The organism is Amycolatopsis thailandensis (assembly GCF_042723255.1).
GTDB classification, from domain to species: Bacteria; Actinomycetota; Actinomycetes; order Mycobacteriales; family Pseudonocardiaceae; genus Amycolatopsis; species Amycolatopsis thailandensis.
This window is the reverse complement of record NZ_JBHXJK010000120.1, coordinates 1-26,228: the sequence shown is the minus strand read 5'-3', so window position 1 is coordinate 26,228 and position 26,228 is coordinate 1. Positions and strand designations below refer to the sequence as shown.

The 26,228-nt window shown below is 69.6% G+C and carries 27 protein-coding genes; 15 read left to right on the top strand and 12 right to left on the bottom strand.

The window, feature by feature from the left end:
• Positions 1–561: 561 nt before the first annotated feature.
• Together ACFWMR_RS33630 and ACFWMR_RS33625 are read left to right on the top strand one after the other, a co-directional pair.
• Positions 562–774 (top strand): hypothetical protein, encoded by a 213-nt coding sequence (locus ACFWMR_RS33630; RefSeq protein ID WP_378381279.1) that lies wholly within the window; start codon positions 562–564, stop codon positions 772–774.
• Positions 775–1,073: 299 nt separating this feature from the next.
• Entirely contained in the window at positions 1,074–1,532 is a 459-nt protein-coding gene (locus tag ACFWMR_RS33625) for an STAS domain-containing protein (protein WP_378381278.1), read from the top strand.
• Positions 1,533–1,540: 8 nt separating this feature from the next.
• Here the strand turns inward: ACFWMR_RS33625 and ACFWMR_RS33620 are convergent, their stop codons facing one another.
• Positions 1,541–1,891, bottom strand: coding sequence for an STAS domain-containing protein (locus ACFWMR_RS33620; RefSeq protein WP_378381277.1), 351 nt, complete (start codon positions 1,889–1,891; stop codon positions 1,541–1,543).
• 153 nt (positions 1,892–2,044) lie between these two features.
• Here ACFWMR_RS33620 and ACFWMR_RS33615 point away from each other — a divergent pair, with 153 nt between their 5' ends.
• Complete coding sequence (locus ACFWMR_RS33615) at positions 2,045–2,467, top strand: ATP-binding protein (RefSeq protein WP_378381276.1); 423 nt, start codon at positions 2,045–2,047, stop codon at positions 2,465–2,467.
• Between the two features lie 6 nt (positions 2,468–2,473).
• Here ACFWMR_RS33615 and ACFWMR_RS33610 read toward each other — a convergent pair whose 3' ends face one another.
• The 6 genes from ACFWMR_RS33610 to ACFWMR_RS33585 all read right to left on the bottom strand — a co-directional run bounded on the left by ACFWMR_RS33610 (position 2,474) and on the right by ACFWMR_RS33585 (position 7,089).
• Complete coding sequence (locus ACFWMR_RS33610; RefSeq protein ID WP_378381275.1) at positions 2,474–3,025, bottom strand: DUF4232 domain-containing protein; 552 nt, start codon at positions 3,023–3,025, stop codon at positions 2,474–2,476.
• Positions 3,026–3,050: 25 nt separating this feature from the next.
• The gene (locus ACFWMR_RS33605; RefSeq protein WP_378381274.1) at positions 3,051–3,566 is read right to left on the bottom strand and encodes a DUF4232 domain-containing protein; all 516 of its coding nucleotides are present in this window, start codon (positions 3,564–3,566) and stop codon (positions 3,051–3,053) included.
• Positions 3,567–3,697: 131 nt separating this feature from the next.
• Complete coding sequence (locus tag ACFWMR_RS33600; protein WP_378381273.1) at positions 3,698–4,522, bottom strand: ABC transporter ATP-binding protein; 825 nt, start codon at positions 4,520–4,522, stop codon at positions 3,698–3,700.
• A 48-nt stretch (positions 4,523–4,570) separates the two neighbouring features.
• Positions 4,571–5,146, bottom strand: coding sequence for a dihydrofolate reductase family protein (locus tag ACFWMR_RS33595; protein ID WP_378277683.1), 576 nt, complete (start codon positions 5,144–5,146; stop codon positions 4,571–4,573).
• An 86-nt stretch (positions 5,147–5,232) separates the two neighbouring features.
• The gene (locus ACFWMR_RS33590) at positions 5,233–5,904 is read right to left on the bottom strand and encodes a response regulator (RefSeq protein WP_378381272.1); all 672 of its coding nucleotides are present in this window, start codon (positions 5,902–5,904) and stop codon (positions 5,233–5,235) included.
• Positions 5,905–7,089: a sensor histidine kinase gene (locus ACFWMR_RS33585; protein ID WP_378381271.1), complete on the bottom strand. Its 1,185-nt coding sequence runs from the start codon at positions 7,087–7,089 to the stop codon at positions 5,905–5,907.
• Between the two features lie 182 nt (positions 7,090–7,271).
• On the opposite strand from ACFWMR_RS33585, the gene ACFWMR_RS33580 reads away from it, so the two are divergent.
• Both ACFWMR_RS33580 and ACFWMR_RS33575 read left to right on the top strand, forming a co-directional pair.
• The gene (locus tag ACFWMR_RS33580; protein WP_093934802.1) at positions 7,272–7,505 is read left to right on the top strand and encodes a hypothetical protein; all 234 of its coding nucleotides are present in this window, start codon (positions 7,272–7,274) and stop codon (positions 7,503–7,505) included.
• Between the two features lie 90 nt (positions 7,506–7,595).
• Entirely contained in the window at positions 7,596–9,908 is a 2,313-nt protein-coding gene (locus tag ACFWMR_RS33575) for a LuxR C-terminal-related transcriptional regulator (RefSeq protein WP_378381270.1), read from the top strand.
• A gap of 3 nt (positions 9,909–9,911) precedes the next feature.
• Here ACFWMR_RS33575 and ACFWMR_RS33570 read toward each other — a convergent pair whose 3' ends face one another.
• From ACFWMR_RS33570 to ACFWMR_RS33555, 4 genes are all read right to left on the bottom strand, one after another.
• On the bottom strand, positions 9,912–11,060 hold the full coding sequence (locus ACFWMR_RS33570; protein WP_378381269.1) for a helix-turn-helix domain-containing protein: 1,149 nt from the start codon (positions 11,058–11,060) through the stop codon (positions 9,912–9,914).
• A 236-nt stretch (positions 11,061–11,296) separates the two neighbouring features.
• Positions 11,297–12,049, bottom strand: coding sequence for an NPP1 family protein (locus ACFWMR_RS33565; protein WP_378381268.1), 753 nt, complete (start codon positions 12,047–12,049; stop codon positions 11,297–11,299).
• A gap of 50 nt (positions 12,050–12,099) precedes the next feature.
• On the bottom strand, positions 12,100–13,779 hold the full coding sequence (gene ilvD, locus ACFWMR_RS33560) for a dihydroxy-acid dehydratase (protein WP_378381267.1): 1,680 nt from the start codon (positions 13,777–13,779) through the stop codon (positions 12,100–12,102).
• A gap of 63 nt (positions 13,780–13,842) precedes the next feature.
• Complete coding sequence (locus ACFWMR_RS33555; protein ID WP_093934797.1) at positions 13,843–15,123, bottom strand: hemolysin family protein; 1,281 nt, start codon at positions 15,121–15,123, stop codon at positions 13,843–13,845.
• Positions 15,124–15,253: 130 nt separating this feature from the next.
• On the opposite strand from ACFWMR_RS33555, the gene ACFWMR_RS33550 reads away from it, so the two are divergent.
• Positions 15,254–16,588: a cytochrome P450 gene (locus tag ACFWMR_RS33550; RefSeq protein WP_378381266.1), complete on the top strand. Its 1,335-nt coding sequence runs from the start codon at positions 15,254–15,256 to the stop codon at positions 16,586–16,588.
• Between the two features lie 507 nt (positions 16,589–17,095).
• Here the strand turns inward: ACFWMR_RS33550 and ACFWMR_RS33545 are convergent.
• Entirely contained in the window at positions 17,096–17,740 is a 645-nt protein-coding gene (locus ACFWMR_RS33545) for a TetR/AcrR family transcriptional regulator (protein ID WP_093934794.1), read from the bottom strand.
• A gap of 39 nt (positions 17,741–17,779) precedes the next feature.
• Here ACFWMR_RS33545 and ACFWMR_RS33540 point away from each other — a divergent pair, with 39 nt between their 5' ends.
• The 9 genes from ACFWMR_RS33540 to ACFWMR_RS33500 all read left to right on the top strand — a co-directional run bounded on the left by ACFWMR_RS33540 (position 17,780) and on the right by ACFWMR_RS33500 (position 26,174).
• Positions 17,780–18,931 carry an abortive phage infection protein gene (locus ACFWMR_RS33540; protein WP_378381265.1) on the top strand — a complete coding sequence of 384 codons (1,152 nt, stop codon included), beginning with the start codon at positions 17,780–17,782 and terminating at the stop codon, positions 18,929–18,931.
• Positions 18,932–18,941: 10 nt separating this feature from the next.
• Positions 18,942–19,427, top strand: coding sequence for a hypothetical protein (locus ACFWMR_RS33535; protein WP_093934792.1), 486 nt, complete (start codon positions 18,942–18,944; stop codon positions 19,425–19,427).
• Between the two features lie 73 nt (positions 19,428–19,500).
• Positions 19,501–20,499, top strand: a complete 999-nt coding sequence (locus tag ACFWMR_RS33530; RefSeq protein ID WP_378381264.1) for an AraC-like ligand-binding domain-containing protein — start codon at positions 19,501–19,503, stop codon at positions 20,497–20,499.
• A gap of 40 nt (positions 20,500–20,539) precedes the next feature.
• A complete protein-coding gene (locus ACFWMR_RS33525) occupies positions 20,540–21,307 on the top strand; it encodes a MoaF C-terminal domain-containing protein (protein ID WP_378381263.1) in 768 nt (255 codons plus the stop codon).
• A gap of 32 nt (positions 21,308–21,339) precedes the next feature.
• The gene (locus ACFWMR_RS33520) at positions 21,340–21,732 is read left to right on the top strand and encodes a nuclear transport factor 2 family protein (protein WP_378381262.1); all 393 of its coding nucleotides are present in this window, start codon (positions 21,340–21,342) and stop codon (positions 21,730–21,732) included.
• The gene (locus ACFWMR_RS33515) at positions 21,729–22,907 is read left to right on the top strand and encodes an ABC transporter substrate-binding protein (protein WP_093934788.1); all 1,179 of its coding nucleotides are present in this window, start codon (positions 21,729–21,731) and stop codon (positions 22,905–22,907) included. The genes ACFWMR_RS33520 and ACFWMR_RS33515 overlap by 4 nt, the downstream gene beginning before the upstream one ends.
• 12 nt (positions 22,908–22,919) lie before the next feature.
• Positions 22,920–23,780 carry an ABC transporter permease subunit gene (locus ACFWMR_RS33510; RefSeq protein WP_093934787.1) on the top strand — a complete coding sequence of 287 codons (861 nt, stop codon included), beginning with the start codon at positions 22,920–22,922 and terminating at the stop codon, positions 23,778–23,780.
• A complete protein-coding gene (locus tag ACFWMR_RS33505; RefSeq protein ID WP_378381261.1) occupies positions 23,767–25,482 on the top strand; it encodes a branched-chain amino acid ABC transporter ATP-binding protein/permease in 1,716 nt (571 codons plus the stop codon). The genes ACFWMR_RS33510 and ACFWMR_RS33505 overlap by 14 nt, the downstream gene beginning before the upstream one ends.
• Positions 25,479–26,174 carry an ABC transporter ATP-binding protein gene (locus ACFWMR_RS33500; protein ID WP_378381260.1) on the top strand — a complete coding sequence of 232 codons (696 nt, stop codon included), beginning with the start codon at positions 25,479–25,481 and terminating at the stop codon, positions 26,172–26,174. Before ACFWMR_RS33505 ends, ACFWMR_RS33500 begins: the two co-directional genes overlap by 4 nt.
• The last annotated feature ends 54 nt before the right edge of the window (positions 26,175–26,228 follow it).

Genomic DNA, 26,228 nt, shown 5'->3' with positions numbered 1-26,228 from the left:
TACCTGCGCCTGAAACTGGGCGTGAGTGGTGGTTCCGCGGCTGACAGGGCGTGACGATGTAGGAATTGGGACGTTGAACGTCCCAATTCCTACATTGTCGCCAGGGGTGCCCGGTCGTGGACCTTGATCAACGGAGGATCCGGGACACTCAACGTCCCCGATCCTCCGTTGATCAAGGTCGTGGCAGGCGCGACTCGGTGGCAGACGAGGTGACGGGGGAAGATTCCGGACGCTCAACGGCCGGAATCCTCCCCCGTCACTCACGACACCCGCTTACGCGACTTGCCGAAACCCTTGCCCTGAAGGTAGTGAAGGAGGCCTTCACGGACACCGCGACCCTCGGCACGGCCCCGAAAGCACCGAGTCGGATGGTCTGGTGGAAGGTTGCGAAAGTGGCTGTCACAACGTCGCCCGGCGACACCGACCCGCCCGGCGGGCAAACTCACGACCACCTGGACCGAACCCGGCCTGCCACCAGGAAACCACCGCTTTCGAACAACCTGTAACCCGATCCCGCCTCGCCGCGATTGACCTCCCGTACCAGGCGAACGGAGACGGGAGATGATGACGCAACGGCTGTGGCTGGGACTGGCGGTCGTCTACACGTGCACCGCCGTGATCCAGCTCTACCTTCTCGCCAGCACCGGTGCCGTCTGGGCCGGAACCCTCACCGCGGCCGGTTTCGTGGCGGCGCTCCTGTGCGTCCTCGCCGCGTGGAAGGCCTCGAGAAGAGAACCGGAAGACACGACGGAAGCCGACTCGCGCCGACCCTAGCGATCGGCGTGTCGCGCCCAGTGGAGTGCCGGGGCCTCACCTGGGGAAAGACCCTGTGCGAGTGACCATGCGCGAGCGTGAATCCTGTACGCGCTCTTGCCAGGAGAAGTGAGCAGCGTACGGTGAGGAGTACGTGAGGTTGAGTCCACCAGCCCGCGCGAACGACCCGCATGTCCGCGGCCCCGCCGCTTGCACAGGGCGACTTACCAGGGCGACGCGGCGGCGAGTTGACTTGCGCAGCCGTTGTGCAGGCTTACCCGTTGTCCGTCTCGTCCCCGGCTATCCGGGAGACCAGCATCATGACCGACCGTATTCCGTTCACACGAGGCAGCCGCGACGGCCCCGCCCTCCGCACCGTCATCCATCCCGCCGTTCCTCAACAGCGCCCGTCGGTGGAGAACCTCCTCCGGGTCCAGAGAACCCGATGGAGTGAAGATCTGCTCGTCGTTTCCGCGGCGGGTGAGATCGACCTCGCCACCGCCGGACGGCTCGAGCACGCGCTCCGGGACGGCCTTCCCGCCGCGACGGTGCTCGACCTCACCGAGGTCAGCTTCCTCGGCGTCGCCGGGCTGCGGGTCATCGAGTCCGCAGCAGCCCGCGCCCACGTCGAACGCCGCACCACCGGCGTCGTCGCCGACACACGGCCTGTCCTACGGCTGCTGCACCTGTTCGGCGTCGAGACCCACATCCCCGTGTACCGCTACCTCGACAGCGCGATCCGCGAGGTCCCGAACGCCTCGCCGGCGCCGAACCACTGATCCGGCGCTCAGGATCCGGCGAGCGGCAGAAGCGTGGAAAGCCCCGTCTTCAGCGCCAATCGCCGGATCGTGGGCGACGGCAGGAAACTCAGGTCGACGCCCTGCGTGGTGCACCGGTCGTTGATCCTGACCAAGGTCGCCAGCCCGGTGGAATCGCAGAACTCCACGCCTTCGAGGTCGACGACGAGTTTGCCGGGCGCGGGTTCCAGCGCCTCCTCGAACGTCTCCTTGAGGTCCTCGGACGTCGTCAGGTCGATTTCGCCCGCCACCGCGATGACCACCGCGGCGCCATCGGGCCTGGCGACGGACACCGAGAACGGAACTTCGCGGTCGTCGCCATCTCCACTCGTCACCGTCATCCACCCCTCACGATCGGTACACCGAGTCTCCCGAACATATCGGATGGCGCCGCACCTCCGCGCGGCACTCGCGTCCCGATTCCGGCGGTGCCTTAGCCTTGTCCATGGATCCGGCGGTCTTCGACCGCGGCGGACTAGGAGGAGTGCTCCGTGATGCCGATCGACGAGCCGGTGCGCGACAGGCCTACAGGCGCCGACGAGCTGGTCCTGGCGGTCGCCGCCGTGCCCGCCCAGGCAGCCGCGTTGCGGGACCGTCTGGCGAGCTGGGCGCTCGAACGCGGTCTCCCCCGGGAACTGGCCGAGGATCTCAAGCTCACCGCCTACGAAGCGATGACGAACGTGGTCAAGCACGCTTACCCGGACGGCACCGACGACAACGTCATGACCATCACCGCCACCCACGGAGACGGCCACATCAAGATCACCGTCGCCGACGAGGGACGCTGGCGGGACGGCAGGCGGCCGGACGGTGGGCGTGGTCTGCCGATCATCCGCGCTTTCGCGCCGGAAGCCTCGGTGACGAGCACGCCCACCGGCACCATGGTCCGGCTGGCCTGGCCCTGCCCTCCCGCCTGACCCGCGTCAGCTCGCCAGCGGGTCGGCGAGGATTCCGTTGACCCAGCTGCCAGGACGCGTGGCGGCGTCCTGCCGGAGGACCGGCAGATCGGACGGCCAGTCCACGCTCAGCGCCTGCCTCTGTCCCGGCGGGATCGTCACCAGCTTCGAAGGCGTCCAGGAGGTGGAGCCACCGCTGCCGACCGAGCCCTCCGTCCGGGACAGCACGGTGACGGTCGCGGTCGCCGTCGATCCCGGCGGGACCTCGTTGACGCGCACGCCGTTGTCCATGCGCGGCAGGTGGTAGACGGGTCCGTTCGGATCGTCCGGTCCGAGCAGGTCGACGCCGGGTACCCCGTGCAGACCGCAGGCGCGCGACGAGATGTTCTTGAACGTCAACGGAACGTCGTACTGGCCTGTCGCCTCTTCGAGCTGTTTCGGCTGCCCCAGCGAGACCGCGAGATCCTCCGTCCCGCACCGCGCCGTGGCGGCTTGGGCCGGGACGACAGCCGTCAGGGCGAGCGTTCCGGTCAGCACCGCGACGCCGAGGGAAACACGCTTGATCTGTTTGCCGGACATGGTTTCCTCCTTCGCTCGATGGGATTCAGGCGGTGACGGCGGTGACCTGGACGGTGGCGCCCTTCAGCGGCTCACCGGTGGGCCAGCTCGCGACAACGGGAACGCCAGCCGGTCCGGTCGGCAGGTCGAAGGTGATCGTCGTCGGCGTGCGCGGGTTCGGCGCCTCGGCGGAGGCCTGCACGATGCGCGACACGGCCGGGTGTCCCTCGCGGAGATTCACCGGTGCCGCGTTCGCCGCGGTGGCGTCGGGCACGACGGCGACGTCGTCGATCGGCTGCCCGTCCGAGACGAACGACAGCGCGGTCGGCGTGCCCTGGAGCTTGCAGTTCGTGGTCGGCGACGCCGCGGTGTAGGTGAGGACGTAAGCCTCATGGCCCGTCGAGTGCGACGGATCCGGGGTCACGGTCACCTCGACGTCGGACGCGCCGCAGAGTTTGTCGCTCGGCATCGCCCCGGCGACGCCGCCCGCGACCAGGAGCCCGCCCGTCACCAGTCCTCCGACGGTCATCGCCGCGGCCGCTCGCTTCACCTGGACGTTCATGACATCTCCTCCCGCTCGGTGATCGATTCACGTTGATCGAACTCACTGGGAAAGATGCCCACCCACGCCCGGAAGATGCGTGAAGATGATGTTGATCCCCCGAAAGCAACCCTTGGGAGTGACGGACGTCTTCAAGAACGTCGCACCGCGTGCGCGGCCCAGCGGCCGTTGATGCGGTGCACCTCGACGTCCCGTTCGTAACAGGCCGAAAGCCCCTCGTCGGTGAGGACCTCGTCGATCGGCCCCGCGCCGGTGACCTTGCCGCGGCGCACCATGAGCGCGTGCGTGGCCGTCGCCGGGATCTCCTCCAGGTGATGCGTCACGGTGACCGTCGCCAGTTCCGGCTGGGCCAGCGTCAGGTTCTCCAGCGCCATCAGAAGATCCTCGCGGCCGGGCAGGTCGAGACCGGCGAACGGCTCGTCCAGCAGGAGCAGCAGCGGGTCGGCCATCAGCGCCCTGGCGAGCCGGACCCGGGCGCGTTCACCCTGCGAGCACACGCGCACCGGCCGGTCGCGCAGTTCGGTGCAGCCGACCAGTTCGAGCAGTTTGGCCGCCCTGTCCCGGATCGCGTCGTCGTAGCGGTCCCACAGCGGGAGGACGCTTCCGCTGAACCCGGTGAGCACCACGGTGTGCGCGTCGTGGTTCTCCGCGTCGGGCAGCCGCTGGTTCGCCCCGACGAAACCGATGTGCGTCCGGACGTCGCGCAGGTCGACCGCGCCCATGCGGTGCCCGAGCACGACAGCCGTGCCCGCGCTGGGGAACCGCTGGGTCGAGGCCACCGAAAGGATCGTCGACTTCCCGGCGCCGTTGCGGCCGAGGACGACCCAGCGCTGCCCGTAGTCCACCCGCCAGTCCACGTCCGACACCAGCGGCGCGCGGCCGACGTGCACCTCGACCCCGGCCAGCTCCACCGCCGGTCCGTCGAGATTCGGCTGGACGAAGACAGGCTTGTTCATGCGGTTCATGATCGCAGGACGCGCGGCCCGTTCAGGCCCGGGGTCCGATCATCGGACGATGTCGTAGACCAGCTTCTGGACACCGTTGCCGTAGGCCTCGCTCTCCACGAGCTTGAGGCTCTGCTTGTCCTTGTCGGTGTCGCTGAACAGCTTCTTGCCCGCGCCGAGCAGGACCGGGAACATCAACAGGTGGTAGCGGTCGATCAGGCCCGCGTCGGAGAGGTTCCGGTTCAGCTCGGCGCTTCCGTGGAGGATGATCGGCCCGCCTTCGGTCTCCTTGAGCTTCGCGACGTCGTCCAGCGAGCGCAGGATCGTGGTCTCGCCCCAGTTGCCGACGAGGTCCTCGTCGGCGAGCGTGGTCGACACGACGTACTTCGGCATCGCGTTGTAGCCGGCGAATTCGACGGTCATGTCCGGCCACACCGGCGAGAACGCCTGGTAGCTGACCCGGCCCATCATCATCGCCGTGGCCTCGCCCTGCTCACGGCCCTTGAGCTCGTAGGCCGCTTCGTCGAACTCGATGCCGTTGAAGGTCCAGCCCGAGTTGCGGTAGCCGGGCTCCCCGCCGGGCCCTTCGACGACGCCGTCGAGCGAAACGAACGCGGTGGCGATCAGGGTGCGCATCTGGTTTCTCCTTGGTGGTTCCGAACTGCTTTCGACACTGCGTCGAGCGGGGACCGGCGGATTCGACAACGTGCCGGAAGAAAGTTTCAGCTTTCCGCGTCGCGGACCAGCAGGGCGATCTGGACCCGGTTTTCGACGCCCAGTTTCGAGAGCATGCTGCTGGTGTGGGCCTTGACCGTCGCGACGGTGATGTCGAGCCTCCGCGCGATGTCGGTGTTGGACAGCCCCTCGGCGATGGCACCCGCGGTCTCGCGTTCGCGGTCGGTCAGGGTGGCCAGCAGCCCGGCGGCCGTCTCGCGGGACGCCCGGCGCGCGTCCGAGGAGTGCGGACCGGTGGCCGCGGCGATCAGTCGTGCGGTGGCGGCGGGCGACAGCGCGGGTTCGCCGGTCGCGACCGTCCGGATCGCCGCCAGGATCCGCGGCGGCGGGGTGTCCTTGAGAAGGAACCCGAGCGCGCCGACGCGCAGCGCGCCCAGCACCATCTCGTCCGAGTCGAAGGTGGTGAGCACCAGGACCCGCGGCGGTTCCGGCAGCCGGAGGATCTCCTCGGTCGCGCTCAGGCCGTCACGGCCGGGCATCCGGACGTCCATCAGGACGACGTCGGGCCGCTGCTCCCCCACCACGGTGACCGCGGCGTCGCCGTCGGCGGCCTCCCCGACCACGACGAGGTCGGGTTCGCCGTCGACGATCAGCCGCAGCGCCATCCGCACCAGATGCTCGTCGTCGACGAGCACGACCCGTACCCGATCGCTGTCCATTCACTCGCTCCCTTCGCGGACCGGCCACGGCAGCCGCGCGGCGAGGACGAACCCGCCGCCGGGGTCCGCGTGGTGGTCCAGTTCGCCGCCTGCCAGATCCACTCGTTCGGACAGGCCGAGCAACCCGAAACCCGACGCCGGCGGGCCCGCGATCTTCCGTGCCGCACCGGAATCCCGGATCGTCGCCCGCAAGCCGTCGCCCGCCTTCCCCTCGACGGTGACCGTCACCCTGGCTCCCGGCGCGTGTTTGCCCGCGTTGGTCAGCCCTTCCTGCACGATCCGGTAGACGGTCCTCGCGATCGCGTCGGGCGGCTCGCCCGCCGTCGTGGTCGTCAACGTGACGTCCAGCCCCATCGCCCGCGCGTCCGCGACGAGCGCGGGCAGATCGGCCAGTGAGGGTTGCGGCGGCTCCAGCTCGTCCGGACTCGCCCTCAGCACACCGAGGACGTCTCTCAGCTCCTCCAGCGCCTGGTGCGAGCCGTCGGCGATCCCGCGCGCCAGCTCCGCGACCTGGTCGGGCGGCAGGTCCGGGCGGTGCCCCAGCACCCCGGCCTGCATGGCGACCAGCGAGACCCGGTGCGCCAGGACGTCGTGCATCTCGCGGGCGATCCGGTGGCGCTCCACGATCCGTGCCTCGGCCGCGCGGGCGGCCTGCTCCCGCTCCGCGCTTTCGACCTGCTGCCGCAGGGAGCGCACCTCCTCGCGGCGCGCGCCGATCGCCGCTCCGATGGCCACCGTGATGCCCACCATCAGGGTCGGGAGGCTGATCACCAGCCACAACGGCCCCGGCGTCTCGCGATGCGGGTAGAGGTCGTTGCCCAGCACCGCCGTGACCACGGACAACACCGCGGCGACCGTCGTTTCCGCCGGTCGCCGCCGGGCGGCCAGCGAACAGAGCGCCAGCAACGACGCGCCACCGGACAGGACCGAAGCCGTCGACGCGAGGATCACCGCGAGCGTGACCGTGACGGGGAACCGACGGCGCCACAGCAGGGCGATCAAGCAGAGGACCGCCAGCGCCGGATCACCGGTGATCATCCACTCGATCCTCGGTCCCGACGCGCCCACCGGCAGCTGCGACGCCGTGATGATCCAGAGCAGCACGCCCAGCGCGGCCGCGGCGAGCAGGCGCCAGGCCTGACCCCACGGACGGAGGAACGGCTGGGCGCCGGCGTCGGTGATCACGCGCCCATCATGGTCGACCCGCCCGGAGCGGCGCAGCCGGACACAGGACCATCCCGGCCCCTACCTCGGTCGCGGCCGGGATCGACTTTGGTCGAACGCGACGCGAGACGCGATGCCGATGTGCTCGCGGTGTGCCCGGGGAGATGCTGGGCCCACCAAGGGAAAACAGGAGGCGGGGAACCATGGGCAAGGGTGGCTGGCTGGGGACACAGATCGTCGGGATGGTGGCCGTCGCCGTCTTCGCGCAGGCAGCCATCCGCAGTCTGTTCGACCATTCCGCGACCCAGTTATGGGGGGCTTTCGACTGGGTACCCGGTGAGTGGGGCGGCAGGCTGATCGTGTTCCTGCTGCTCGCGGCGGTGGGAGTCGTGCTGGCGGGCTGGGCGCACGACCGCGGCAAGCAAGTGTCCCGCTAGCGGCGCATCGGTCCGCTAGGATCCCCAGCCGGGCGATTTCCGTCTACATCGGACGGAGGTCGCGGGTCTGGGTGAATCGCGGGAGAGTGCATGGCGGACGGAGCTGGCTCGCTTTCGGGGTGGTCGCCGGATCCCACCGAAGTGACCAGTTACGTGGGCCGCGACGTCGAGACCGGCGAGGCGCGGCGCCTGCTCGAAGCCTCTTCGCTGGTCACGCTGACCGGCCCGGGCGGCGTGGGCAAGACCAGGCTGGCGTGGCGGGTCGCGGCGGCCCACCGGGAAGCGACCGCCGACGAGGTCGTGTTCGTGTCACTCGCCGAACTTCGGGAACCCGCGCTGCTGGTGCCGACCGTGGCGAACGTCCTCGGTTTCGGCGACCGCTCCGCGAAACCGGCCATCGAGGTCGTCGTCGAAGCGCTTCAAGCGAGCCGGTTGCTGCTGGTACTGGACAATTGCGAGCATCTGGTCGACAGCTGCGCCTGGTTCGCCGACACCGTGGTCAGGGCCTGCCCCCAGGTGACCGTGCTGGCCACGAGCAGGCAGTCCCTCGGGGTGGCGGGCGAACGGGTCCTGCCGGTGCCGCCGCTGGCGATCCCGGAGCAGGGCGATTCCTTCGAACGCGCGGTGAACGACGAATCGGTGCGGCTGTTCGTGGATCGCGCGACCGCGGTCGCGCCGTCGTTCCGGCTCACCGAGTCCGACACCGAACCGCTGATCCGGCTGTGCCGCAGGCTCGACGGGCTGCCGCTGGCCATCGAGCTGGCCGCCGTCCGCGCGCGGGCGTTGTCCCTGCGCCAGCTGGCCGACCGGCTCGACAAGCAGTTCTCCGTGCTCACGAAGGACCGGCGCGGGCGGCCGGAGCGGCACGAGACCATGCGGGCCCTGATCGACTGGAGTCACGACCTGTGCACGGGCCCCGAGCGGCTGTTGTGGGCGCGCGCGTCGGTGTTCTCCGGCAGTTTCGACCTCGACGCCGCCGAACAGGTCTGTTCCGGCGGCGAACTGCCCGGTGAACGCGTCCTCGAAGTCGTCGACGGGCTGCTCGACAAGTCCATCCTGCTGCGCGAGGAGTATCCCGGCGGCGTGCGGTACCGGATGCTGGAGTCGGTGCGCGAATACGGCGTCGACCGGCTCCGCGAGACAGGCGGGACCGCGGACCTGCGGAAACGGCACCGGGACTGGTTCGCCGAACTCGCCGGCCGGTACGCCACCGAGTGGCTGGAGACCGATCAGCTCGCCTGGATCGGCCGGTTGCGGCGCGAGCACGCGAACCTGCGCGTCGCCCTCGACCACTGCACCGGCACCCCCGAGGACGCGGTCGTCGGCCTGCGGATGCTGCGCGACGTCAAGGAGTTCTGGATCGTCCGGGGGCTGAACACCGAAGGGCGGATGTGGGTCCGGCGACTCGACGAGGCCGCGGGCCCTGGCGTACCGGAACGGGCGCACGGGCTTTGGCTCTCCGGTTTCCTGGCGCTGGTGCAGGGAGACATGCCCGCCCATCGGTGCATGCTGGACAGGGCGGCCGCCGAAGCCGAGGACAGCGGCGACGAACTCGCCGCCGCGTACGTCCTCCACGTCCGCGCCTACGCCGCGCTGATCGGCAACGACATGCCCGAGGCGTCGCGCCTGTTCGGCACGGCCATCGACCTGTTCCGCGCCCACGGCGACGAAGGCGCGGACCTGTGGGCGAGCTACAACCACGGACTGGCCGTGTGGCTGGACGGCGACATCGACCGCGGCCGGGCGGTGCTCGCCGAAGCCGTCGAACGCTGCGAGCGGCGGGGTGAGGTCTTCTGGCGGGGATGGGCGCTGTGGTCGCGTGCCGCCGCCGAGTACCTGCAAGGGGATCTCGCCGTCGCGAGCCGGTGCTGCGAGCAGGTCCTCCGCCTGCACGAGAGGGTCGACGACCGCGTCGTCGTCGGGTTCACACTCACCGTCCTGGCCGGCTGCGCGGCACGCACCGGGCGTCCCAACCGGGCCGCGATCCTGCAGGGCGCCGCGATGGACGTCTGGCGCACGGTGGGTGCCTGGCCGACGCGGTACGAGGCGTTCACCGAACCGCTCCAGACCGACACCGACACGGTGACCGCCGCGCTGGGCTGGGAGGTCGCGATCAAGGAGTTCGCCGACGGCGCCGCGATGCCCATCGGCGACGCCATCGCGTACGCGCTGGAAGAGCGCTCCCCCGAACCGCCGAAGCAGACCGCGCAAGTGCTCACCAAACGCGAGACCGAGATCGCGCACGTGGTCGCCGAGGGACTGACGAACCAGGAGATCGCCGACCGGCTCGGCATCGCCCGCCGCACGGTGGACACCCACATCGACCACATCCTGACCAAACTCGGCTACTCGAACCGGGTCCAGGTCGCCACCTGGGTGACCCGGACCGCGGACCAGGCCTGACCCTCACGCCGCCCTGATCGGGGTGGCGGCCCCGGCCTGCTCGGGGGCGAGCAGATCCGCGCGCAGGGCGATCCGCAGGTCCAGCCGCGCCTGCGGGTCGTCGAGCCGCGTCCCGAACAGGACCCGGAGACGGCGCAGGCGGTTGCGGACAGTCTGCGGGTGGACGCCCAGGTTGTTCGCGATCTCGGGGGCCCCGCCGCGGGCGGCGAGCATCGCGTCGAGGGTTTCGGCGAGTTTGGTGCGCTCGTTCGACGGCAGATCGGCGATCGGGGCCAGGCTGCGGGTGACAAGCGCCGAGGTGAGCACCTCGTCGGCGAACAGCCAATGCGTGGTCAGGTGGTCCGACCAGCGCACGAGGGGACCGTCCTCGATCACCTCGCGCCGGACGAGCTCCAGCGTCCGGCGGGCCCATCGCAGCGAGGCCGCGGCTTCCGCCGGTGCGACCGCGGGTCCGACCGCCGCCCGTGCGCCCGCCAGGACGCCGCTGATCTCGACGTCGTCGGGCACGAGGAGGTGCGGATACTCGCCGGTGAGGTCCGCCAGCACCTCCGGGCCGAACGAGGCGCGGACCGCGCCGGGCTCGGCGGCGACGGCGACCACCCGCGCGGGCGGCACCCAGCCCGCCGCGGCCGCGAGCCCCGCCCATTTCGCGGGCGGGCGGCCGCTCAGGATCTCCCTCAGCAGATCCTGGCGCACCTCGGCCGTCGAAGGCGTGTGCGCGGCACGGTAGGCGGCGGTGGACAACCGGATCAGGACGTCTGCGCAGCGGAGCAGGGCCTCGACACCGGTGTCCATCAAGGCCGATCCGGCCCCCGGCTGCCGTGACAGTGAGGCCAGCACGGGCAGGGCGCCCCGGCCGGCCGAGTGGTAGGCGCGGGAGAGCCGGGCCAGTTCCTTGCCGGCCGCGTACTCGGCGACGCCGACCTGACGGAAGGCGTCCGCGCCCACGGCGATCCCCGGCGCGGAGTTCATCCCGTCGTGCTCCAGCACCAACGCGACGAACTCGATGGCGCGCGCGTCGAACAACGGCGCGTGCTCGGGCAGCGAGTGCCGGATGTTGTCGACGACCACGCGGGCGATCACGAGGGCGGCGGAGCGGGCCGGGGCCGAGGGGGCCGGGGCGGGACGGACTGGAGCGTGGGACGCGGTCATCGTCGACCTCCGGGGCAGCGGGAATCGTCGGGCCGCCGAGTCTGCTACTCCGCGGTAGCGGGGCACATCGGGTGAATTACGTACTCGCGCCCATCCCGCCTACGCATCACCCGTTCGTGGCGGTCACCCCGGGGGGCTGAAGGGGACTTTGCCCGCATGCGACGCGACGAAAGGGCCCTTCACCGCGTCGCATGCGGTGAAGGGCCCCTTCAGCCCCCGGCGTTCGGTGACCGGACTCAGGCGTTCGGGTCGAAGGGGATCCCGGCCGGTTTCGCCTTGGCGAGTTCGCCGTTGAACGACGAATCCCGGATCCCCAGCTGGGCGCTGCCGAAGTCGTGTCCGGTCAGCTTGTCGCGCAGGCCCGGCGGGTAGCCGTCCCAGCCGATCAGCGGCGGGTACTGCCACTGCTTCTTGTGGTTTTCCGGCTCCTCGCCGAAGTTCGCGTGCCGGAAGCAGTGCGTGCCGATCCCGTCCTTGTGGTAGATCACCTTGGGATGTTTGCCCGTCTCGTCCCACGGGACCTGGTCGCGTTGGCGAGTCGTGTACTTGCCGTGCGCCGACGTCGACACGTACTGGCCCCACTCCCCCTGCACCCAGACGACGACGTGCTCCCAGTCGTGCCGGTGACCGGCGCTCCCGGGGCCCAGCGCGGCCTGGTCCTTCTCGAAGTAGAGCGCGTACAGGTAGGCGCACCAGCCGTTGTTGCACTTCACCCGCGAGTACGCGTTGGTGTTGTCCAGATCGGACAGGTCGCGGCACTGGCCGTTGACGTCGCCGCCCAGCGCGAGCCCGGGCGCGAGGGTGCCGTCACGGCCGATGGCCGGGGTCGGATAACAACCGTCGCCGTCGTAGTCGAAAGCGGGCTCGTAGGTTCTGTCGGCCCCGGGCGCCGACCAGTCCAGTGCCTGCGGTGGGGCGGCCGAGGCTGTTCCTGTCACGAAGAGCAGAGCGGCGAGCGTGCCGAAGAGGACCGTGCTGAACCGTCGCATGTGGTTATTTATTCACGACTTGATTCAACACGGAACCCTCCTTGGTCGCCTTACTCGCAGACGGCCCCGTGCGCGGCGCTCTGGACGACCTTGGCGTACTTGCCGAGGACACCGCGCGTGTACGCCGGAGGCCTGGGAGCCCAGCCTTCCCGGCGTGCCCCGATGTCGTCGATCTCGACCTCCAGGGTCCGGTTCGCGACGTCGAGCGTGATCGGGTCCCCGTCGCGCACGAACGCGATCGGCCCGGCGTCGACGGCTTCCGGCGCGATGTGGCCGACGCAGAGGCCGGTCGTGCCGCCGCTGAACCGGCCGTCGGTGATGAGCAGGACGTCCTTCCCGAGTCCGGCGCCCTTGATCGCGCCGGTGATGGCGAGCATTTCCCGCATGCCCGGCCCGCCCTTCGGACCTTCGTAGCGGATGACGACGACGTCCCTGGCGACGATGCGGCCCTCGGCGAGCGCGTCGAGGGCGGCCCGTTCGCCGTCGAACACCCGCGCGGTGCCGGTGAACGTCGATTCGTCGAAGCCCGCCGACTTCACGACCGCGCCTTCCGGCGCCAGCGATCCCTTGAGGATGGTCAGCCCGCCGGTCTTGTGGATCGGGCGGTCGAGCGGCCGGATGATCTCGCCGTCGACCCCGGCGGGCGCGATGCCTTCGAGGTTCTCGGCCATGGTCTTGCCGGTCACGGTGAGCACGTCGCCGTGCATGAGCCCGGCGTCGAGCAGCGCCTTCATCACCACGGGGATGCCGCCGACCTTGTCGACGTCGTTCATCACGTACTTCCCGAACGGCTTCAGGTCCCCGAGGTGCGGGACCTTGTCACCGATGCGGTTGAAGTCGTCGATGCGCAGGTCGACCTCCGCCTCGCGCGCGATCGCGAGCAGGTGGAGGACGGCGTTGGTCGAGCCGCCCAGCGCCATCACGACGGCGATCGCGTTTTCGAACGCCTCCATGGTCATGATCTGCCGCGCGGTGATGCCCTGGCGGAGCATGCCGACGACGGCTTCCCCCGAGCGGTGGGCGAAACCGTCACGGCGCCGGTCGACGGCGGGCGGGGCGGCCGACCCGGGCAGCGACATGCCGAGCGCCTCGGCCACCGACGCCATCGTGTTGGCGGTGTACATCCCGCCGCAGGCGCCTTCGCCGGGGCAGATCGCGCGCTCGATCCTGTCCACCTCCGCGCGGGTGATCTTGCCCGCGAGGCAGGCGCCGACGGCCTCGAAGGCATCGATGATCGTGACGTCCTGCCCGTCCACCTGACCGGGCATGATCGAGCCCGCGTAAAGGAAGACGGAGGCGAGATCGAGCCGGGCCGCGGCCATGAGCATGCCCGGCAGCGACTTGTCACAGCCCGCCAGCAGCACGGAGCCGTCCAGCCGTTCGGCCATCATCACCGTCTCGACCGAGTCGGCGATCACCTCCCGCGAGACCAGCGAGAAGTGCATGCCCTCGTGCCCCATGGAAATGCCGTCGGACACCGAGATCGTGCCGAACTCCAGCGGGTAGCCGCCGCCCGCGTGCACCCCGTTCTTGACCGCCTTGGCCAGCCGGTCGAGCGACAGGTTGCACGGGGTGATCTCGTTCCACGAGGACGCCACCCCGATCTGCGGTTTGGCGAAGTCGTCGTCGTCCATCCCGACCGCGCGGAGCATCCCGCGGGCCGCCGCGCGCTCCAGGCCGTCGGTCACGTCGCGCGAACGAGGCTTCAAATCCGGCTGGTCCTGCGGCATCGGAACACCTTTCTTCGTGGTGGGACACCGGGCACGGTGCCAACCCGGCGCGCCCGGCGCAACTCACCGCACCGCGTTCGCTCCACGGTGCAGGGCCACGCGCGTGATCGCGTGATGCTCGACGCCGAGCACTTCGGCCGTCCAGCCCGAGACCACCACCCGGTCGCCCGGCTTCTCCGGGATCCGGCCGAGGACCACGAGGATCAGCCCCGCGATGGTCGCGTACTCCCCCGGCGGCGCGTCCCGCAGTTCGACGCCGACGTCGACGAGGTCGTGCACCGGGAAGGTGCCGGGCAGCACCAGGGAACCGTCCTTGCCGTCGCGCACGGCCAGCACGTCCCGGTCGGTCTCGTCGTAGATCTCGCCGACGATCTCCTCCAGCAGATCCTCCAGCGTGACCATGCCCGCGACGGCGCCGTGCTCGTCGACCACCAGCGCCATCTGCTCCCGCTCGGCCTTGAAACTCCGCAGCGCGTCCGAGACCCGCAGCGAATCGGGGAACACCACCGCCGGCCGGACGACCTCGGCCAGGTCTTCGTGGTCGCCGAGCAGATCACGCAGGCGCACGACGCCGACGACGTCGTCCAGATGCCCGCCGCGGGCGACCGGCGCCCGGGAGAACCCGGACTCGGCCAGCTGCCGTCGCGCCGATTCGAGGTCCTGTTCGGCCGCGAGCGTCAGCACCGCGCGGCGCGGGACGAGCACTTCCCGCAGCCGTCGTTCGTGGATCTCCAAGGCGCCGTTGATGATCATGCGCTGCTCGGCGTTCAGGCCGCGTTGCGCCGAGACCAGCTCCCGCAGTTCCTCGGGCGACATCTGGTCCGGATCGGCCTCCGCCCGGCCGCCCAGCGCCCGCACGACGAAGTTCGTCGACGCGCTCAGCGCCCACACCACCGGCCGCGAGATCGCCGACAGGAAGTTCAGCGGACGTGCCACCAGCAGCGCCCACCTCAGCGCGTTCTGCATGGCCAGCCGCTTCGGCGCCAGCTCGCCGAGCACCAGGGTCAGGAACGTGAGGACCATGGTCACCAGCGCGACGGCCACCGCTCCGGCGGCGTTGCCGAGGAAACCCAGCAAGGGAACCAAGGGTTGCGCGAGGGACACCGCCGCCGTCGCCGAGGCGAGGAACCCGGCGAGCGTGATGCCGATCTGGATCGTCGCCAGGAAGCGATTCGGGTCGCGCGCCAGCCGCACCAGCGTCCGGGCGGACGCCCGGCCATCCCGTTCCAACGCCCGCAGTTGCCCTTCACGCAACGAGATCAGCGCCATCTCACTGCCCGCGAACACCGCGTTGAGCACCACCAGCACCGCGACCAGCGCGATGTCGAACCCGTAGCCGCCCACAAACACCCCCCGGCCCGCCCGAGATGCAGAACATTACCGAGAGGAACGCGGCTCCGCAGATGTCACGAGCGCCTGGCTACTGACGGGTAGTTCCGATACCTTCGAAGGAACCCGCACGGACGGAGTCCTGATGTTCGCACTCAAGACCGCTCCCGCACGGACCTTCCTGCGCCGGGCGGAGGAAATCGCCAAACCGGTCACCCGCTGGAGCCTCGGCCACGCGATCCCCAGGGTCGCCCTGCGGGCCGCGGCGCGGCGCGGCGACCTCCAGGGCAGGCTGTCCGTCGAGGCGAGCGGCGGAGCGGACCTGACCGGATTGTTCGACGAGATCCGCGCGCACGGCGCGGTCGCCACCACCCGGGTCGGGCACGTGACCACGCGGCATTCCGCGTGCAAGGACATCCTCACGAGCGACGCGTTCAAGACAGTGCGGTTCGTCCCGGAGAACGCGGTGCTCAACCGGCTCGTGGCCTGGTCCGAGTCCGGGCTGATCCACCCGATCCAACCGCCGTCGCTGCTGGCGAGCGAGCCACCCGATCACACCCGCTACCGGAAGCTGGTCACCCGCGTCTTCACCGCCCGCGCGGTCGAGCAACTGCGGAGCCGCACCCAGGCGATCGCCGACGAACTGCTCGACGGCCTCGATCCGGCGAACCCCGTCGACCTCATCGAGCGGTACTGCGGGCTCCTGCCGGTCACCGTGATCAGCCAGATCCTCGGTGTCCCGCCGGAGGAACGGGACAAGGTGCTCGCGCTGGGCGGCGCCGCGGCCCCGAGTCTCGACCTCGGGCTGCCGTGGCGGACCTTCCGCACCGTCGAGGCCACCCTGGCCGAGTTCGACGCCTGGCTCACCGTGCACCTGGAGAAGCTGCGGGCGAATCCCGGTGACAACCTGCTCAGCAAGCTGATCGCCGCCCGCGAGGACGGCGTGGGCCTGACCGAGCGGGAACTCAAGGCCACCGCGGGACTGGTGCTGGCGGCCGGCTTCGAAACGACCGTCAACCTGCTCGGCAACGGCATCGCCCTGCTCACCCGGCATCCGGACCAGCTCGCGAAACTACGCGGGAACCCGGACCTGTGGAGCAACGCCGTCGACGAGGTCCTCCGCTACGACCCGCCCGTCCTGCTCACCGGCAGGCTGTGCGCGCGGGACACCGAGATCGGCGGGGTGCCGATCCTCCGGGGTTCGATCGTCAGCACGGTGCTCGCCGGCGCCAACCGCGATCCCGAGATCTTCGACGCCCCTTCGACTTTCGACGTCGAGCGGGCGAACGCGCGGGACCACGTGTCGTTCGGCGCCGGCCGGCATTACTGTCTCGGCGCTTCGCTGGCGAGGATGGAAGGGGAGATCGGGCTGCGGTCGATCTTCGAGCGGTTCCCCGGCCTGCGGCCGCTGGACGGCGCGCGGCGGCGGCAGACCCGGATCCTGCGCGGGTTCGAAACGCTTCCCGCCTCCCTCACCTGACTCGTGAGTGGTGGAGACGGTTCTGGTGGGCCGGTATCTGGTTACCTTGATCAGCGCGGCACGGGTTGTGAAAGCCACTTTCGCAACGTTGAAGGTTGTGAAAGTGGCTTTCCCATCACGGCCACCCCGGCCCAGTGGTCCCGGCGGCATCAAGCAGTGAGGTTCTCACCGTCCTTGCCACTCGCGAGAAAGTACCGAATGGCCTCCGCCGCCATTAGTCCACAAAGGACCAAAGACTTCGCCACCCAGCTCGACGAACTCCGGGACTATCTGAACCACGAGAAGACGCCGAAGTGAAGGCGATCCCCGTCCTCGGCGGCAACGTTCCGGAACTCCGGCTACTCGGCCGCTCCCGCGAAAGCGCGGCACTCGCCGCCGGTCCGACGCCGTCCTCACCGGAAGCCCGGACACACTCACCTCGAAACTGCAGACGATCCTCGACGAGACCGGCGCGGCCGAAATCATGGCGACCACACCGCTTTACCACCACGCCGACCGCCGCCGCTCCTACGAATTCCTCGCCTCGCTCTCCGGCGGGCTCATGGCGCGTACGAACAGGTCGGCCAGCTCCCGCGCATAGGTCGCGACGTCGGTATCGGGCCTCGCCAGCAATTCGGCCGGGGCCGCCTCCATCGCGGCGATGATCGACACCGCCATCACCCGCGGCGAGAACTCCCGCAGCTCCCCCAGACGCTGTCCCTCGCGGAACATGTCCTCCATTTCGGCCAGCGTCTTCGCGCTCTGCCTCTCGAACCAGCTTCGCGCGGCCTCGGCGTCCCTTGACGCCGAAGCGATCTGGCCGATGGCCATGATCTCCTTCGGCCGCTCCGCGGAATAGAACACGAAGCCCTCGATCAAGGAGCGCACGGCGGCGGCATGACTCCCGGCCCCCTCGGCCCGCGCGCTCAGCGCCTTGTCCATGGAGGTGTGCACGGTCTGCATGACCTGCTTCATCAGTTCTTCGCGCTTGGCGAAGTGGTATGTGATCAGTCCCGGGCTGATCCCCGCCCGCCGCGCGATCTGCACGAAGGACGCCTTCGCGTAGCCGATCTCGGCGATGGTCTCGATGGCCGCCGAAACGATCTGCCCGCGCCGGGCCTCCTCGATGAACGAGCGCCTCCCCTGGTCGCTCGGCTCATTTTCTGGTTGCATGAACAGTAGCCTAGTTGAGCAACTAGCAAGGGGGAAGTCGTGATCACTCGCAAGACGTTCTTGAAATCCGTCGCGGGAGCGGTGGCGGTCGCGGGCCTCGGCGGAGGCGTGGCCGAGGCGGCGGCAGGCGGCCCGCGCCGGCTACGAGGAGGGGTCGCCTACGACACCGGGGTCCTGCACGCCGCGGGCGAACCGCTGAGCCGGGCGCGCTGGAGCCGTCGCCGGCTGGAGCAGGAGATCCGGGTGATCGCCGACGGCCTGCACTGCCCCTCCATCACCGCGTTCGGCACCGAGATCGGCAGGCTCACCGAAACGACGGCCGCCGCGCTGGGACGCGGGATGGAGGTGTACGTCCAGCCGAGGCTCTACGACCACCCGCAGGACGAGGTCCTGGAGCACATGGCCGAATCCGCCCGGCAGGCCGAACGGCAGCGCGACGGCGCCGACGTCAAATTCGTCGCCGGCTGCGAGCATCTCCTCTTCACCCCTGGCATCGTGCCGGGCGCGACCTTCCAGGAACGGATCGCGAACATCGGCGAGATCCCGCCCGCGGAATGGCCGAGGATCATGGAACGGCTGTCCGACTTCCTCGCCCGGGCGGCCGACGTCGTCCGCCGGAACTTCCGCGGCCGGATCACCTACGCCGCGATCGGCGGCGCGGAGCAGGTCGACTGGAACCTTTTCGACATCGTCGGAATCGACTACTACCAGTACTTCGCCACCGATGCGGAGTACACAAAGGACCTCGCCCCGTACCGGCGGTGGAACAAACCCGTGGTGGTGCTGGAATTCGGCGCGTGCACCTTCACCGGCGCCGCTCAGGCCGGAGGGATGGGCTGGGACATCGTCGACCGCGACCAGGAGCCGCCCCGGATCAAGCCGGGCCATGTACGGAACGAGCATGAACAGGCCCGGCACCTGGCGCGGCTGCTGCGCGTGTTCGGCGCGGCGGGGATCCAGGGCGCGCATGCGTACACGTTCATCGCGCCGGGCCTGCCGCATCATCCGTCGCGGCCGGAGTACGACTACGACATGGCGTCGTACAGCCTGGTGAAAACACTGCGGGAACGGCACCACGACGAGGAATCACCGTACCGGTTCGAGCCGAAGCGATCTTTCACGGCGATGGCCCGGCACAACCGCGGGCAAGCGGGCATTTTTACCGGACCGGCTTCGGAAACCGGCCAGTAACCTCCCCTCGGTGACCACTCCGGAGCGCCAGGGCAAGGAAGCTCCGGAGCTGCCCGCGTTCACCATGATCGGGTGCCTGATGGGCTTTTTCATGACCTTGCTGGTCCTGATCGGCCCGGGCCTGCTCTGGATCAGCACTTCTTTCGAGCCCGGTGATGACGACCGCCTGGTCGTCATCACCATGGGCGCGGTGTTCACGATCGGCGGCTTGGCCACCGTCGGCTCGCACCTCCGGCAGAACGCCAGGGCTCGCGAGACCCACCGCGCGCTCGACCGGACAGGCGTCCGCGCGAAGGCGGAAGTCGTTTCCAGCAAGCGGATCTGGGTCGACGAGGTGAGTACTCCCACGGACGACGTCGATCTCGTGGTCACCGGTCCGGGAGTGACTCCGTTCAGTGCGCGAGTGCTCACCGAGGACGTCGGCCGCTACGAAACGGGCAAGGTGGTACCCGTCGACGTGGACCCTCGGACCCTCCTGTTCCGCCTCGCCGACTGACCAGGACACGACCTGGTCGCGATCATTGCCCGGCAGCATCGTATCGCTTATCGTATATGAAATTCACCCCCCGATGCTGCGAGGTGACCTCGTGACCACCGCCACCGCCGACCCGACCACCACCACGGTCGCGCGAGATTTCACGGATTTCCGCACGGTGGTGTCGCAATCCTTCGTGCCGCTGCACGTGACGAGCGAACACCGCGACCACTTCCGCGGCCGTATCCGCTCGTGCGGCGCCGACGACGTCCAGCTGACCGAGGTGACCGCGTCGGCGCACGTGGTCGAGCGGACGCCCGAGCTCATCGCGAGGGCGGACAGGCACTACTACAAGCTGAGCCTGATCCTGTCCGGGACCGGGCTGCTGATCCAGGACAACCGCGAGGCGATGCTGCGCCCCGGTGACGTGGCGTTGTACGACACGCACCGCCCGTATTCCCTGGCGTTCGAAGAGGACTTCCGCACGCTCGTGGTGATGTTCCCGCAGCGGCTCATCGATCTCCCCCGTGACCTGGTCGGCCAGCTGACCGCGGTCCCGATGTCGGGCAAGCGCGGCATGGGCAACGTGGTGGTGCCCTTCCTCGCCCAGCTCGGCAGCAACCTCGACCAGCTCGGCGGACCGGCCGGCGTCCGGCTCGCGCATACCGCGGTCGATCTGCTCGCCACGCTGTTCGCCAGCGAACTCGACCTCGCCCGTGCCACCGCCGGGCCGCACCACGAGCTGATGCGGCGCGTCCTCGCCTTCATCGACACGAACCTCTCCTCCACCGATCTCGGCCCGGCGCAGATCGCCGCCGAGCACTACATCTCCACGCGGCATCTGCACGGCCTCTTCCACGAACAGGGCACGACTGTCTCGGGCTGGATCCGCACCCGCCGCCTGGAACACTGCCGCCGTGAATTACTGGACCCCGTGCACGCTTCCCGGCCGGTCGCCGCCATCGCGGCGAAGTGGGGTTTCGTCGACGCGCCGCATTTCAGCCGGGTGTTCAAGACGGAATTCGGCTGCTCGCCGAGCGAACTGCGGCGCGGCTTGACCGTGAGCGAGCGGTTGTTGCCGCCCAGCGCGTGACAGCTAGCCCTCCCCCGGTGGTCGCCTGAACGATGACCGCATGTCCGATGCACCCGAGGAACAGTGGCGTACCTATGACGAGTTCGCCGCCGGAATAGCCACCTACCGCCTGCCGAACGCGGACCTGTCGGGACGCGAGCTCACCGTCACCCTCGACGACGGGACGACGCTCGCGCTGCGGTTCGAGGACGCGGAAACCGTCACCTGCAACGGCATCAAGGATCCGTACGACGCGGTCGCCGTCCGGGAAGACGTCTTCTTCGTGAATCTCCCCCACGCCAGCGTGGAAGGTGAAGCGCTCACCGTCGTCTTCTCCACGACGACGCATCGCGCGCTCGCCGTGCGCTCGGTGATCGGCGCCGAAGACGTCGAGGGAGTTCCCCGTGTCTCCCAGACGTTCTGGTCCGGCACCACCGACGCGGGCACGCCGACCGGTGAGGTACCGGGACCGTCGCGTGACCTGATCGGCAAGCGCAACGTCTACCGCTACAGCCCGGAACACCTTTACGAGCACGTGTACGTGTCTTCGCAGCGCTATGCCTGGCAATGCCTCGAAGGCGTGCAGCGCGGCCACGGGGACATGGACCTGTCGACGGTCTGGAAGTTCCAGGACGGGCTCTACCTGTTCTGCTTCCGCGAATTCCGCATCGCCGTGGCCAGCGTGTGGTTGCACGACCTCGGCTACGCGCTGAAGACCACCGGAGTCTTCCTCGGCCTGACCGGCGACGGCCGGTCGGAACATTCCCGCGCGGGCGGGCACATCTACCCGCTCGGCTCGGTCGCCTACCCCGACGCTCAACCGGTATGAGCCGCAGTTCACCAGAGACACCAGGAGCTTGAATGTCCAATTCAGACATCATCGCCGCGCACTACGCCGCGAGCGACCGGGGCGACCTGGCGGGCATGCTGGCCCCGCTCGGTCCCGAGACCACCTGGACGGAGGCCGCCGGTTTCCCTTACGCCGGCACCTACACCGGTCCGGACGAGGTCAAGGAAAAAGTCTTCGGCGCGATCGCGAACGACTGGGACGGCTACGGTTTCGCCCTCGGCGAGCTGGCCGACGCGGGTGACACAGTGATCGGTATCGGCACCTACCAGGGCACGCACCGGGAGACCGGTCGCTCCTTCACCGCCCGCGTCGCGCACGTGTGGAAGTTCGACGGCGGCAAGGTCGCCTCGTTCGAGCAGATCGTCGACTCCGTGCCCGTCGTCAAGGCCATGGAGAACCGGTGAAGCCCGCGCGGCGCCTGGTCGCCCTCGCAGCCGCCGTCCTGCTCGCCACGGCGGGCTGCGCCGGAGCCGAAAGCGGTTCGAGCGGCCCGATCAAGGTCGGCTCGGTCAACGCGCTCAGTGGCGCGGCCACCTTCCCCGAAGCCTCCCAGGCCGCCAAGGCGGTCTTCGACGCGGCCAACGCGAGCGGCGGCGTGAACGGAAGACAGATCGAGTACAAGGCTCTCGACGACAAGGGGGACCCGGCCGCCGCGGCGGCGGCCGCCCGTGAGGTCGTCGGCCGCGACGAAGCGGTCGCGCTGGTCGGCTCGTCCAGCCTCATCGAGTGCGAGATCAACAACAAGTACTACGAGCAGCAGAAGATCCTGTCGATCCAGGGCATCGGCGTCGACCCGGCGTGTTTCACCAGCCCCAACATCGCCCCGGCCAACGTCGGTCCGTACCACGACATGACGCTGACCCTGCTCTACGGCTCGGAAACGCTGAAGCTGAACGACATCTGCGCGCTGCTGGAGATCGCGGGCAACACGCTGCCGTCGTACCAGGCGGCCATCGACGAGTGGTCGGCCATCACCGGCAAGAAGCTCAAGTACCTCGACGCGACCGTGCCCTACGGCGGTTCCGACTACACCTCCTACATCGTCAAGGCCCGCAACGCCGGGTGCAAGGCGATCACGGTGAATCCGGTCGAGCCGGACTCCATCGGGCAGCTCAAGGCCGCCGCGGCGCAGGGCTGGAACGACGTCACCTGGTTGCTGCTGACCAGCGTCTACAGCGAGAACTACGCCAAGGCCATCACCAACGCCGGCGCCGGGGTGTACGTGCCCGCGGAGTTCTACCCGTTCACCGACTCGACCAGCCCGCAGAACAAGGACTGGCGCGAGCTGATGACCAAGAACAACATCCCGCTGACCTCGTTCAGCCAGGGCGGCTACCTGGCGGCGAAGTACTTCCTGGAAGTCGCCAAGGGGATCAAGGGCGACGTCACCCGCGAGTCGGTGACCAAGGCGCTGCGCGAGATGAAGCCGATCACCGATCCGATGGTCGGCACGCCGTACGTCTTCGGACCGGGCCAGACCCACCACGACAACACCGCGGGCTGGCCGATCAAGCTCGCCTCGGGCACCAACAAGTGGGAGCTCGTCGCCGACGACTGGCTGCGGATCCCCAAGAAGTAACTGGAGGAAACGATGCTGCAGGGAGCGCTGGCAGGCCTGGCCGCCGGCGGACTGTACGCGGTGTTGGCGGTGTGCCTGACGCTGATGTCGCGGCTGGTGCGGGTGGTGAACTTCGCCCAGTCGGCCACCGGGATGTTCGGCTGTTACGTGGCGGTGTTCCTGGCCGTCGATCTGGGCCTGCCGATGTGGCTCGCCACCGTCGCGGGGATCCTGCTCGGCGGGCTGCTCAGCGCGCTGCTCGGCTGGATCGTGTCCACCTGGCTCGCCGAGGCGGACACCGGCACCCGCTCGGCGGTCACCGTCGCGGTGCTGCTCCTGCTGATCTCGTTGTCGTTCATCCTGTTCGGCAACAAACCGCAGCCGTTCCACCCGATCCTCGACGGCCCGGCGGTCACCGTCGGCGGCGTGGTGATCAGCCAGGTCACCGTGGTCACCGTCGCGCTGGCGGTACTGGTGGCGCTGGCCAGCAGGCTGGTGCTGAGCAGGACCCCGGCGGGTGTCCAGCTCAGGGCGCTGTCCGAACGCCCGACGACGGCCGAGCTGCTGGGCATCCCGGCGAAACGGCTCAGCGTGGCGGTCTGGGCGGTCACCGGGGTGGTCAGCACGCTGGTCATCTCCATCGTCGCGCCGTCGCAGTCCAACGACGCGACGTCGCTGGCGATGCTGGTCGTCCCCGCGGCCGCGGCGGCCCTGCTCGGCGGGTTCCGCCGGCTGGACCTCGCGGTCGCGGGCGGGCTGGGCCTCGGCCTGATCCAGGGCGCGGCCGCTCAGGTCGACGGCCTTTCGGTGGTGCGGTATTTCCTGCCGTTCGTCGTGATCGTCGCGCTGCTGCTGTGGTCGCAGCGCAAGGAGGTGTGGGATGCGGCTCGCTGAACGCGGGATACGCACCGGGTTCCCGTTCGTGGTCGCCATCGCGGCGATCGCGGTGGGCTACGGTCTGAGTGTCGGGCTCGACGGGTACTTCGTCTACCTGGGCATGAGCGCCGTCGTCGCCGGGATCTCACTGCTCGGACTGGGCGTGGTGACCGGCAGCGCGGGGATGATCTCCCTGTGCCAGCTGACCTTCGGCGCCGTCGGCGCCTGGGTGGTGTCGGCGCTGAACGAGGCGCAGGCGCCCGGCGGATTCCTCACCTGGCTGGTCCTCGGCGGTCTCGCCGCCGGGGTGGTGGGCGTGCTCGTCGGGCTCCCGGCGTTGCGGCTGCGCGGGATCAACCTCGCCGTCGTCACGCTGGGACTCGCCGCCGCGGCGGACCTCGCGCTGGTCCAGCTCCAGTTCCCCGGTGTCTCGGGCGGGATCTCGGTGGAGCGGCCGGACGCCTTCTCCGACGACCGGAGCTACTTCCAGCTCGCGATCGTGGTGCTGGTGCTGTGCTGCCTGGCCGTGTACTTCCTGCGCCGCGGGCGCTGGGGCAGCGCGTGGCAGGCGGTGGCGTTCTCCGAACGCGGGACGGCGGCCGCGGGCACGAGCGTGCGGACGTCGAAGCTGACCGCGTTCGCGGTGAGCGCCACCCTCGGCGGGATCAGCGGCGGCCTGCTCACCGGGCAGGTCGGGCTCGCGTTCCCGGCCAGCTTCACCGCGATCCAGTCGCTGGCGCTGTACGTGCTGGCGATCATGTCGGGCGCGCATCTGATCGACATGGCCGTGTTCGGCGCGGTGCTGTGGGTCGGGGTGCCGGAACTGCTGAAGCGCTGGGGAATCCCGCAGGACTGGGGATTCGTGGTGTTCGGCGTGCTCGGCGTCCAGGCGCTGGCCAGCGGCGGGAACCTGGGCACCACGGTGCGGCAGGTGTGGTACCGGCGATCGAAGAAGGAACCCGCGAAACTCGACCTCGCCGCCGGGACCGCGGAGATCGAGCCCAAGGCGCCCGGTCCGCCGGTGCTCACCGTACGCGGGCTGAGCGTGAACTTCGGGCACGTGGCCGCGCTGTCCTCAGTGGACATCGCGGTGCCGGAACACGGGGTGCTCGGTGTCATCGGCCCCAACGGCGCGGGCAAGTCGACGCTGGTCGACGCGATCAGCGGTTTCCTGCCGAACGCCGAGGGTTCGGTGGAACTGGGCGGTAAACCTCTGACGGGGTCACCGTCGAACCGGGCCCGCGCGGGACTGCGCCGGACGTTCCAGCAGGACCGCGTCCCGCCGGGACTGACTGTCGGGGCGTACCTGAAGTTCCTCGCCCGCCGTCGGCTCACCGCCGACGAGATCGGCGAGGCCCTGGACTTCTTCGGCTGTCCCGCCGCTCGCACCCCACTGTCTCAAGTGGACGTCGGCGCGCGCAGGCTGGTCGAGGTCGTCGGGCATCTGCTCGCGCGGCCGCGGGTCCTGCTGCTCGACGAGCCGGCCGCGGGGCTCCCGCACGAAGAGCACGTCGCGTTCGGGGAACGGTTGCGGCAGGTTCCCGCGCGGTTCGGGGTGTCGGTGCTGCTCATCGAGCACGACCTCGACCTGGTGCGTTCGGTCTGCGACACGATCACCGTGCTCGACTTCGGCAGTGTGCTGGCCTCCGGCCCGCAGGCCGAGGTGCTCGCGGATCCGGCAGTGCTCAAGGCGTACATGGGCGAAACGGAGATGCTGTGAACGCGTTGCGGATAGCGGGGCTGACGGTCACCCGCGGTGCCGGGCCGGTGATCTCCGACGTCGACCTGACGCTGGAACCGGGCCGGATCACCGCGCTCGTCGGCCCCAACGGTGCCGGGAAGACCAGTCTGCTCGAAGCCGTCTCCGGCGTGGTGCCCGCCGCGTCGGGGACCGTCCACATCGGACCGGACGAGATCACGAAGCAGTCGCGGGTCTCCCGTGCCCGGCGGGGTCTGGCGCATATCGAGCAGGGGCGCGCGGTGTTCGGCGGGCTGACGGTGACGGAGAACCTGATGCTGACCGCGCGCACCCGCGCGCGAGCCGACGAACTGTTCGAGCTGTTCCCCGAGCTGGACAAACGCCGCGATTCGCCTGCCGCCCTGCTCAGCGGGGGCGAGCAGCAGATGGTGGTGCTGGCCCGCGCCTTCGCCGCGCGGCCGTCGTTCCTGCTGATCGACGAGATGTCGCTGGGACTCGCGCCGGTGGTGTTCACCCGGCTGCTGCCGATGGTGACCCGGTTCGCCGAGGAGGGGGCGGCGATCCTGCTGGTCGAGCAGTTCACGCACCTCGCGCTCGGGGTGGCGAGTGACGCTCTGGTGGTTTCTTCGGGGCGGGTCACCTACGCGGGGTCCGCGCAGAGCCTGCTGGACTCCCCCGGCACCCTGCACGCCGCCTACCTCGGGGAATCCTGACGGTCCGCGAGTCCGTGAAGGCCTCCTTGAGGGACTCTGGGTCCCTCAAGGAGG

What these genes read in the sequence shown, in the direction of transcription:
- ACFWMR_RS33630 (WP_378381279.1), top strand. Translation starts at nt 562, where the DNA reads ATGATGACGCAACGGCTGTGGCTGGGACTGGCGGTCGTCTACACGTGC.
- ACFWMR_RS33625 (WP_378381278.1), top strand. Translation starts at nt 1,074, where the DNA reads ATGACCGACCGTATTCCGTTCACACGAGGCAGCCGCGACGGCCCCGCC.
- ACFWMR_RS33620 (WP_378381277.1), bottom strand. Translation starts at nt 1,891, where the DNA reads ATGACGGTGACGAGTGGAGATGGCGACGACCGCGAAGTTCCGTTCTCG.
- ACFWMR_RS33615 (WP_378381276.1), top strand. Translation starts at nt 2,045, where the DNA reads ATGCCGATCGACGAGCCGGTGCGCGACAGGCCTACAGGCGCCGACGAG.
- ACFWMR_RS33610 (WP_378381275.1), bottom strand. Translation starts at nt 3,025, where the DNA reads ATGTCCGGCAAACAGATCAAGCGTGTTTCCCTCGGCGTCGCGGTGCTG.
- ACFWMR_RS33605 (WP_378381274.1), bottom strand. Translation starts at nt 3,566, where the DNA reads ATGAACGTCCAGGTGAAGCGAGCGGCCGCGGCGATGACCGTCGGAGGA.
- ACFWMR_RS33600 (WP_378381273.1), bottom strand. Translation starts at nt 4,522, where the DNA reads ATGAACAAGCCTGTCTTCGTCCAGCCGAATCTCGACGGACCGGCGGTG.
- ACFWMR_RS33595 (WP_378277683.1), bottom strand. Translation starts at nt 5,146, where the DNA reads ATGCGCACCCTGATCGCCACCGCGTTCGTTTCGCTCGACGGCGTCGTC.
- ACFWMR_RS33590 (WP_378381272.1), bottom strand. Translation starts at nt 5,904, where the DNA reads ATGGACAGCGATCGGGTACGGGTCGTGCTCGTCGACGACGAGCATCTG.
- ACFWMR_RS33580 (WP_093934802.1), top strand. Translation starts at nt 7,272, where the DNA reads ATGGGCAAGGGTGGCTGGCTGGGGACACAGATCGTCGGGATGGTGGCC.
- ACFWMR_RS33575 (WP_378381270.1), top strand. Translation starts at nt 7,596, where the DNA reads ATGGCGGACGGAGCTGGCTCGCTTTCGGGGTGGTCGCCGGATCCCACC.
- ACFWMR_RS33570 (WP_378381269.1), bottom strand. Translation starts at nt 11,060, where the DNA reads ATGACCGCGTCCCACGCTCCAGTCCGTCCCGCCCCGGCCCCCTCGGCC.
- ACFWMR_RS33565 (WP_378381268.1), bottom strand. Translation starts at nt 12,049, where the DNA reads ATGCGACGGTTCAGCACGGTCCTCTTCGGCACGCTCGCCGCTCTGCTC.
- ilvD (WP_378381267.1), bottom strand. Translation starts at nt 13,779, where the DNA reads ATGCCGCAGGACCAGCCGGATTTGAAGCCTCGTTCGCGCGACGTGACC.
- ACFWMR_RS33550 (WP_378381266.1), top strand. Translation starts at nt 15,254, where the DNA reads ATGTTCGCACTCAAGACCGCTCCCGCACGGACCTTCCTGCGCCGGGCG.
- ACFWMR_RS33545 (WP_093934794.1), bottom strand. Translation starts at nt 17,740, where the DNA reads ATGCAACCAGAAAATGAGCCGAGCGACCAGGGGAGGCGCTCGTTCATC.
- ACFWMR_RS33530 (WP_378381264.1), top strand. Translation starts at nt 19,501, where the DNA reads ATGCTGCGAGGTGACCTCGTGACCACCGCCACCGCCGACCCGACCACC.
- ACFWMR_RS33525 (WP_378381263.1), top strand. Translation starts at nt 20,540, where the DNA reads ATGTCCGATGCACCCGAGGAACAGTGGCGTACCTATGACGAGTTCGCC.
- ACFWMR_RS33520 (WP_378381262.1), top strand. Translation starts at nt 21,340, where the DNA reads ATGTCCAATTCAGACATCATCGCCGCGCACTACGCCGCGAGCGACCGG.
- ACFWMR_RS33510 (WP_093934787.1), top strand. Translation starts at nt 22,920, where the DNA reads ATGCTGCAGGGAGCGCTGGCAGGCCTGGCCGCCGGCGGACTGTACGCG.
- ACFWMR_RS33505 (WP_378381261.1), top strand. Translation starts at nt 23,767, where the DNA reads ATGCGGCTCGCTGAACGCGGGATACGCACCGGGTTCCCGTTCGTGGTC.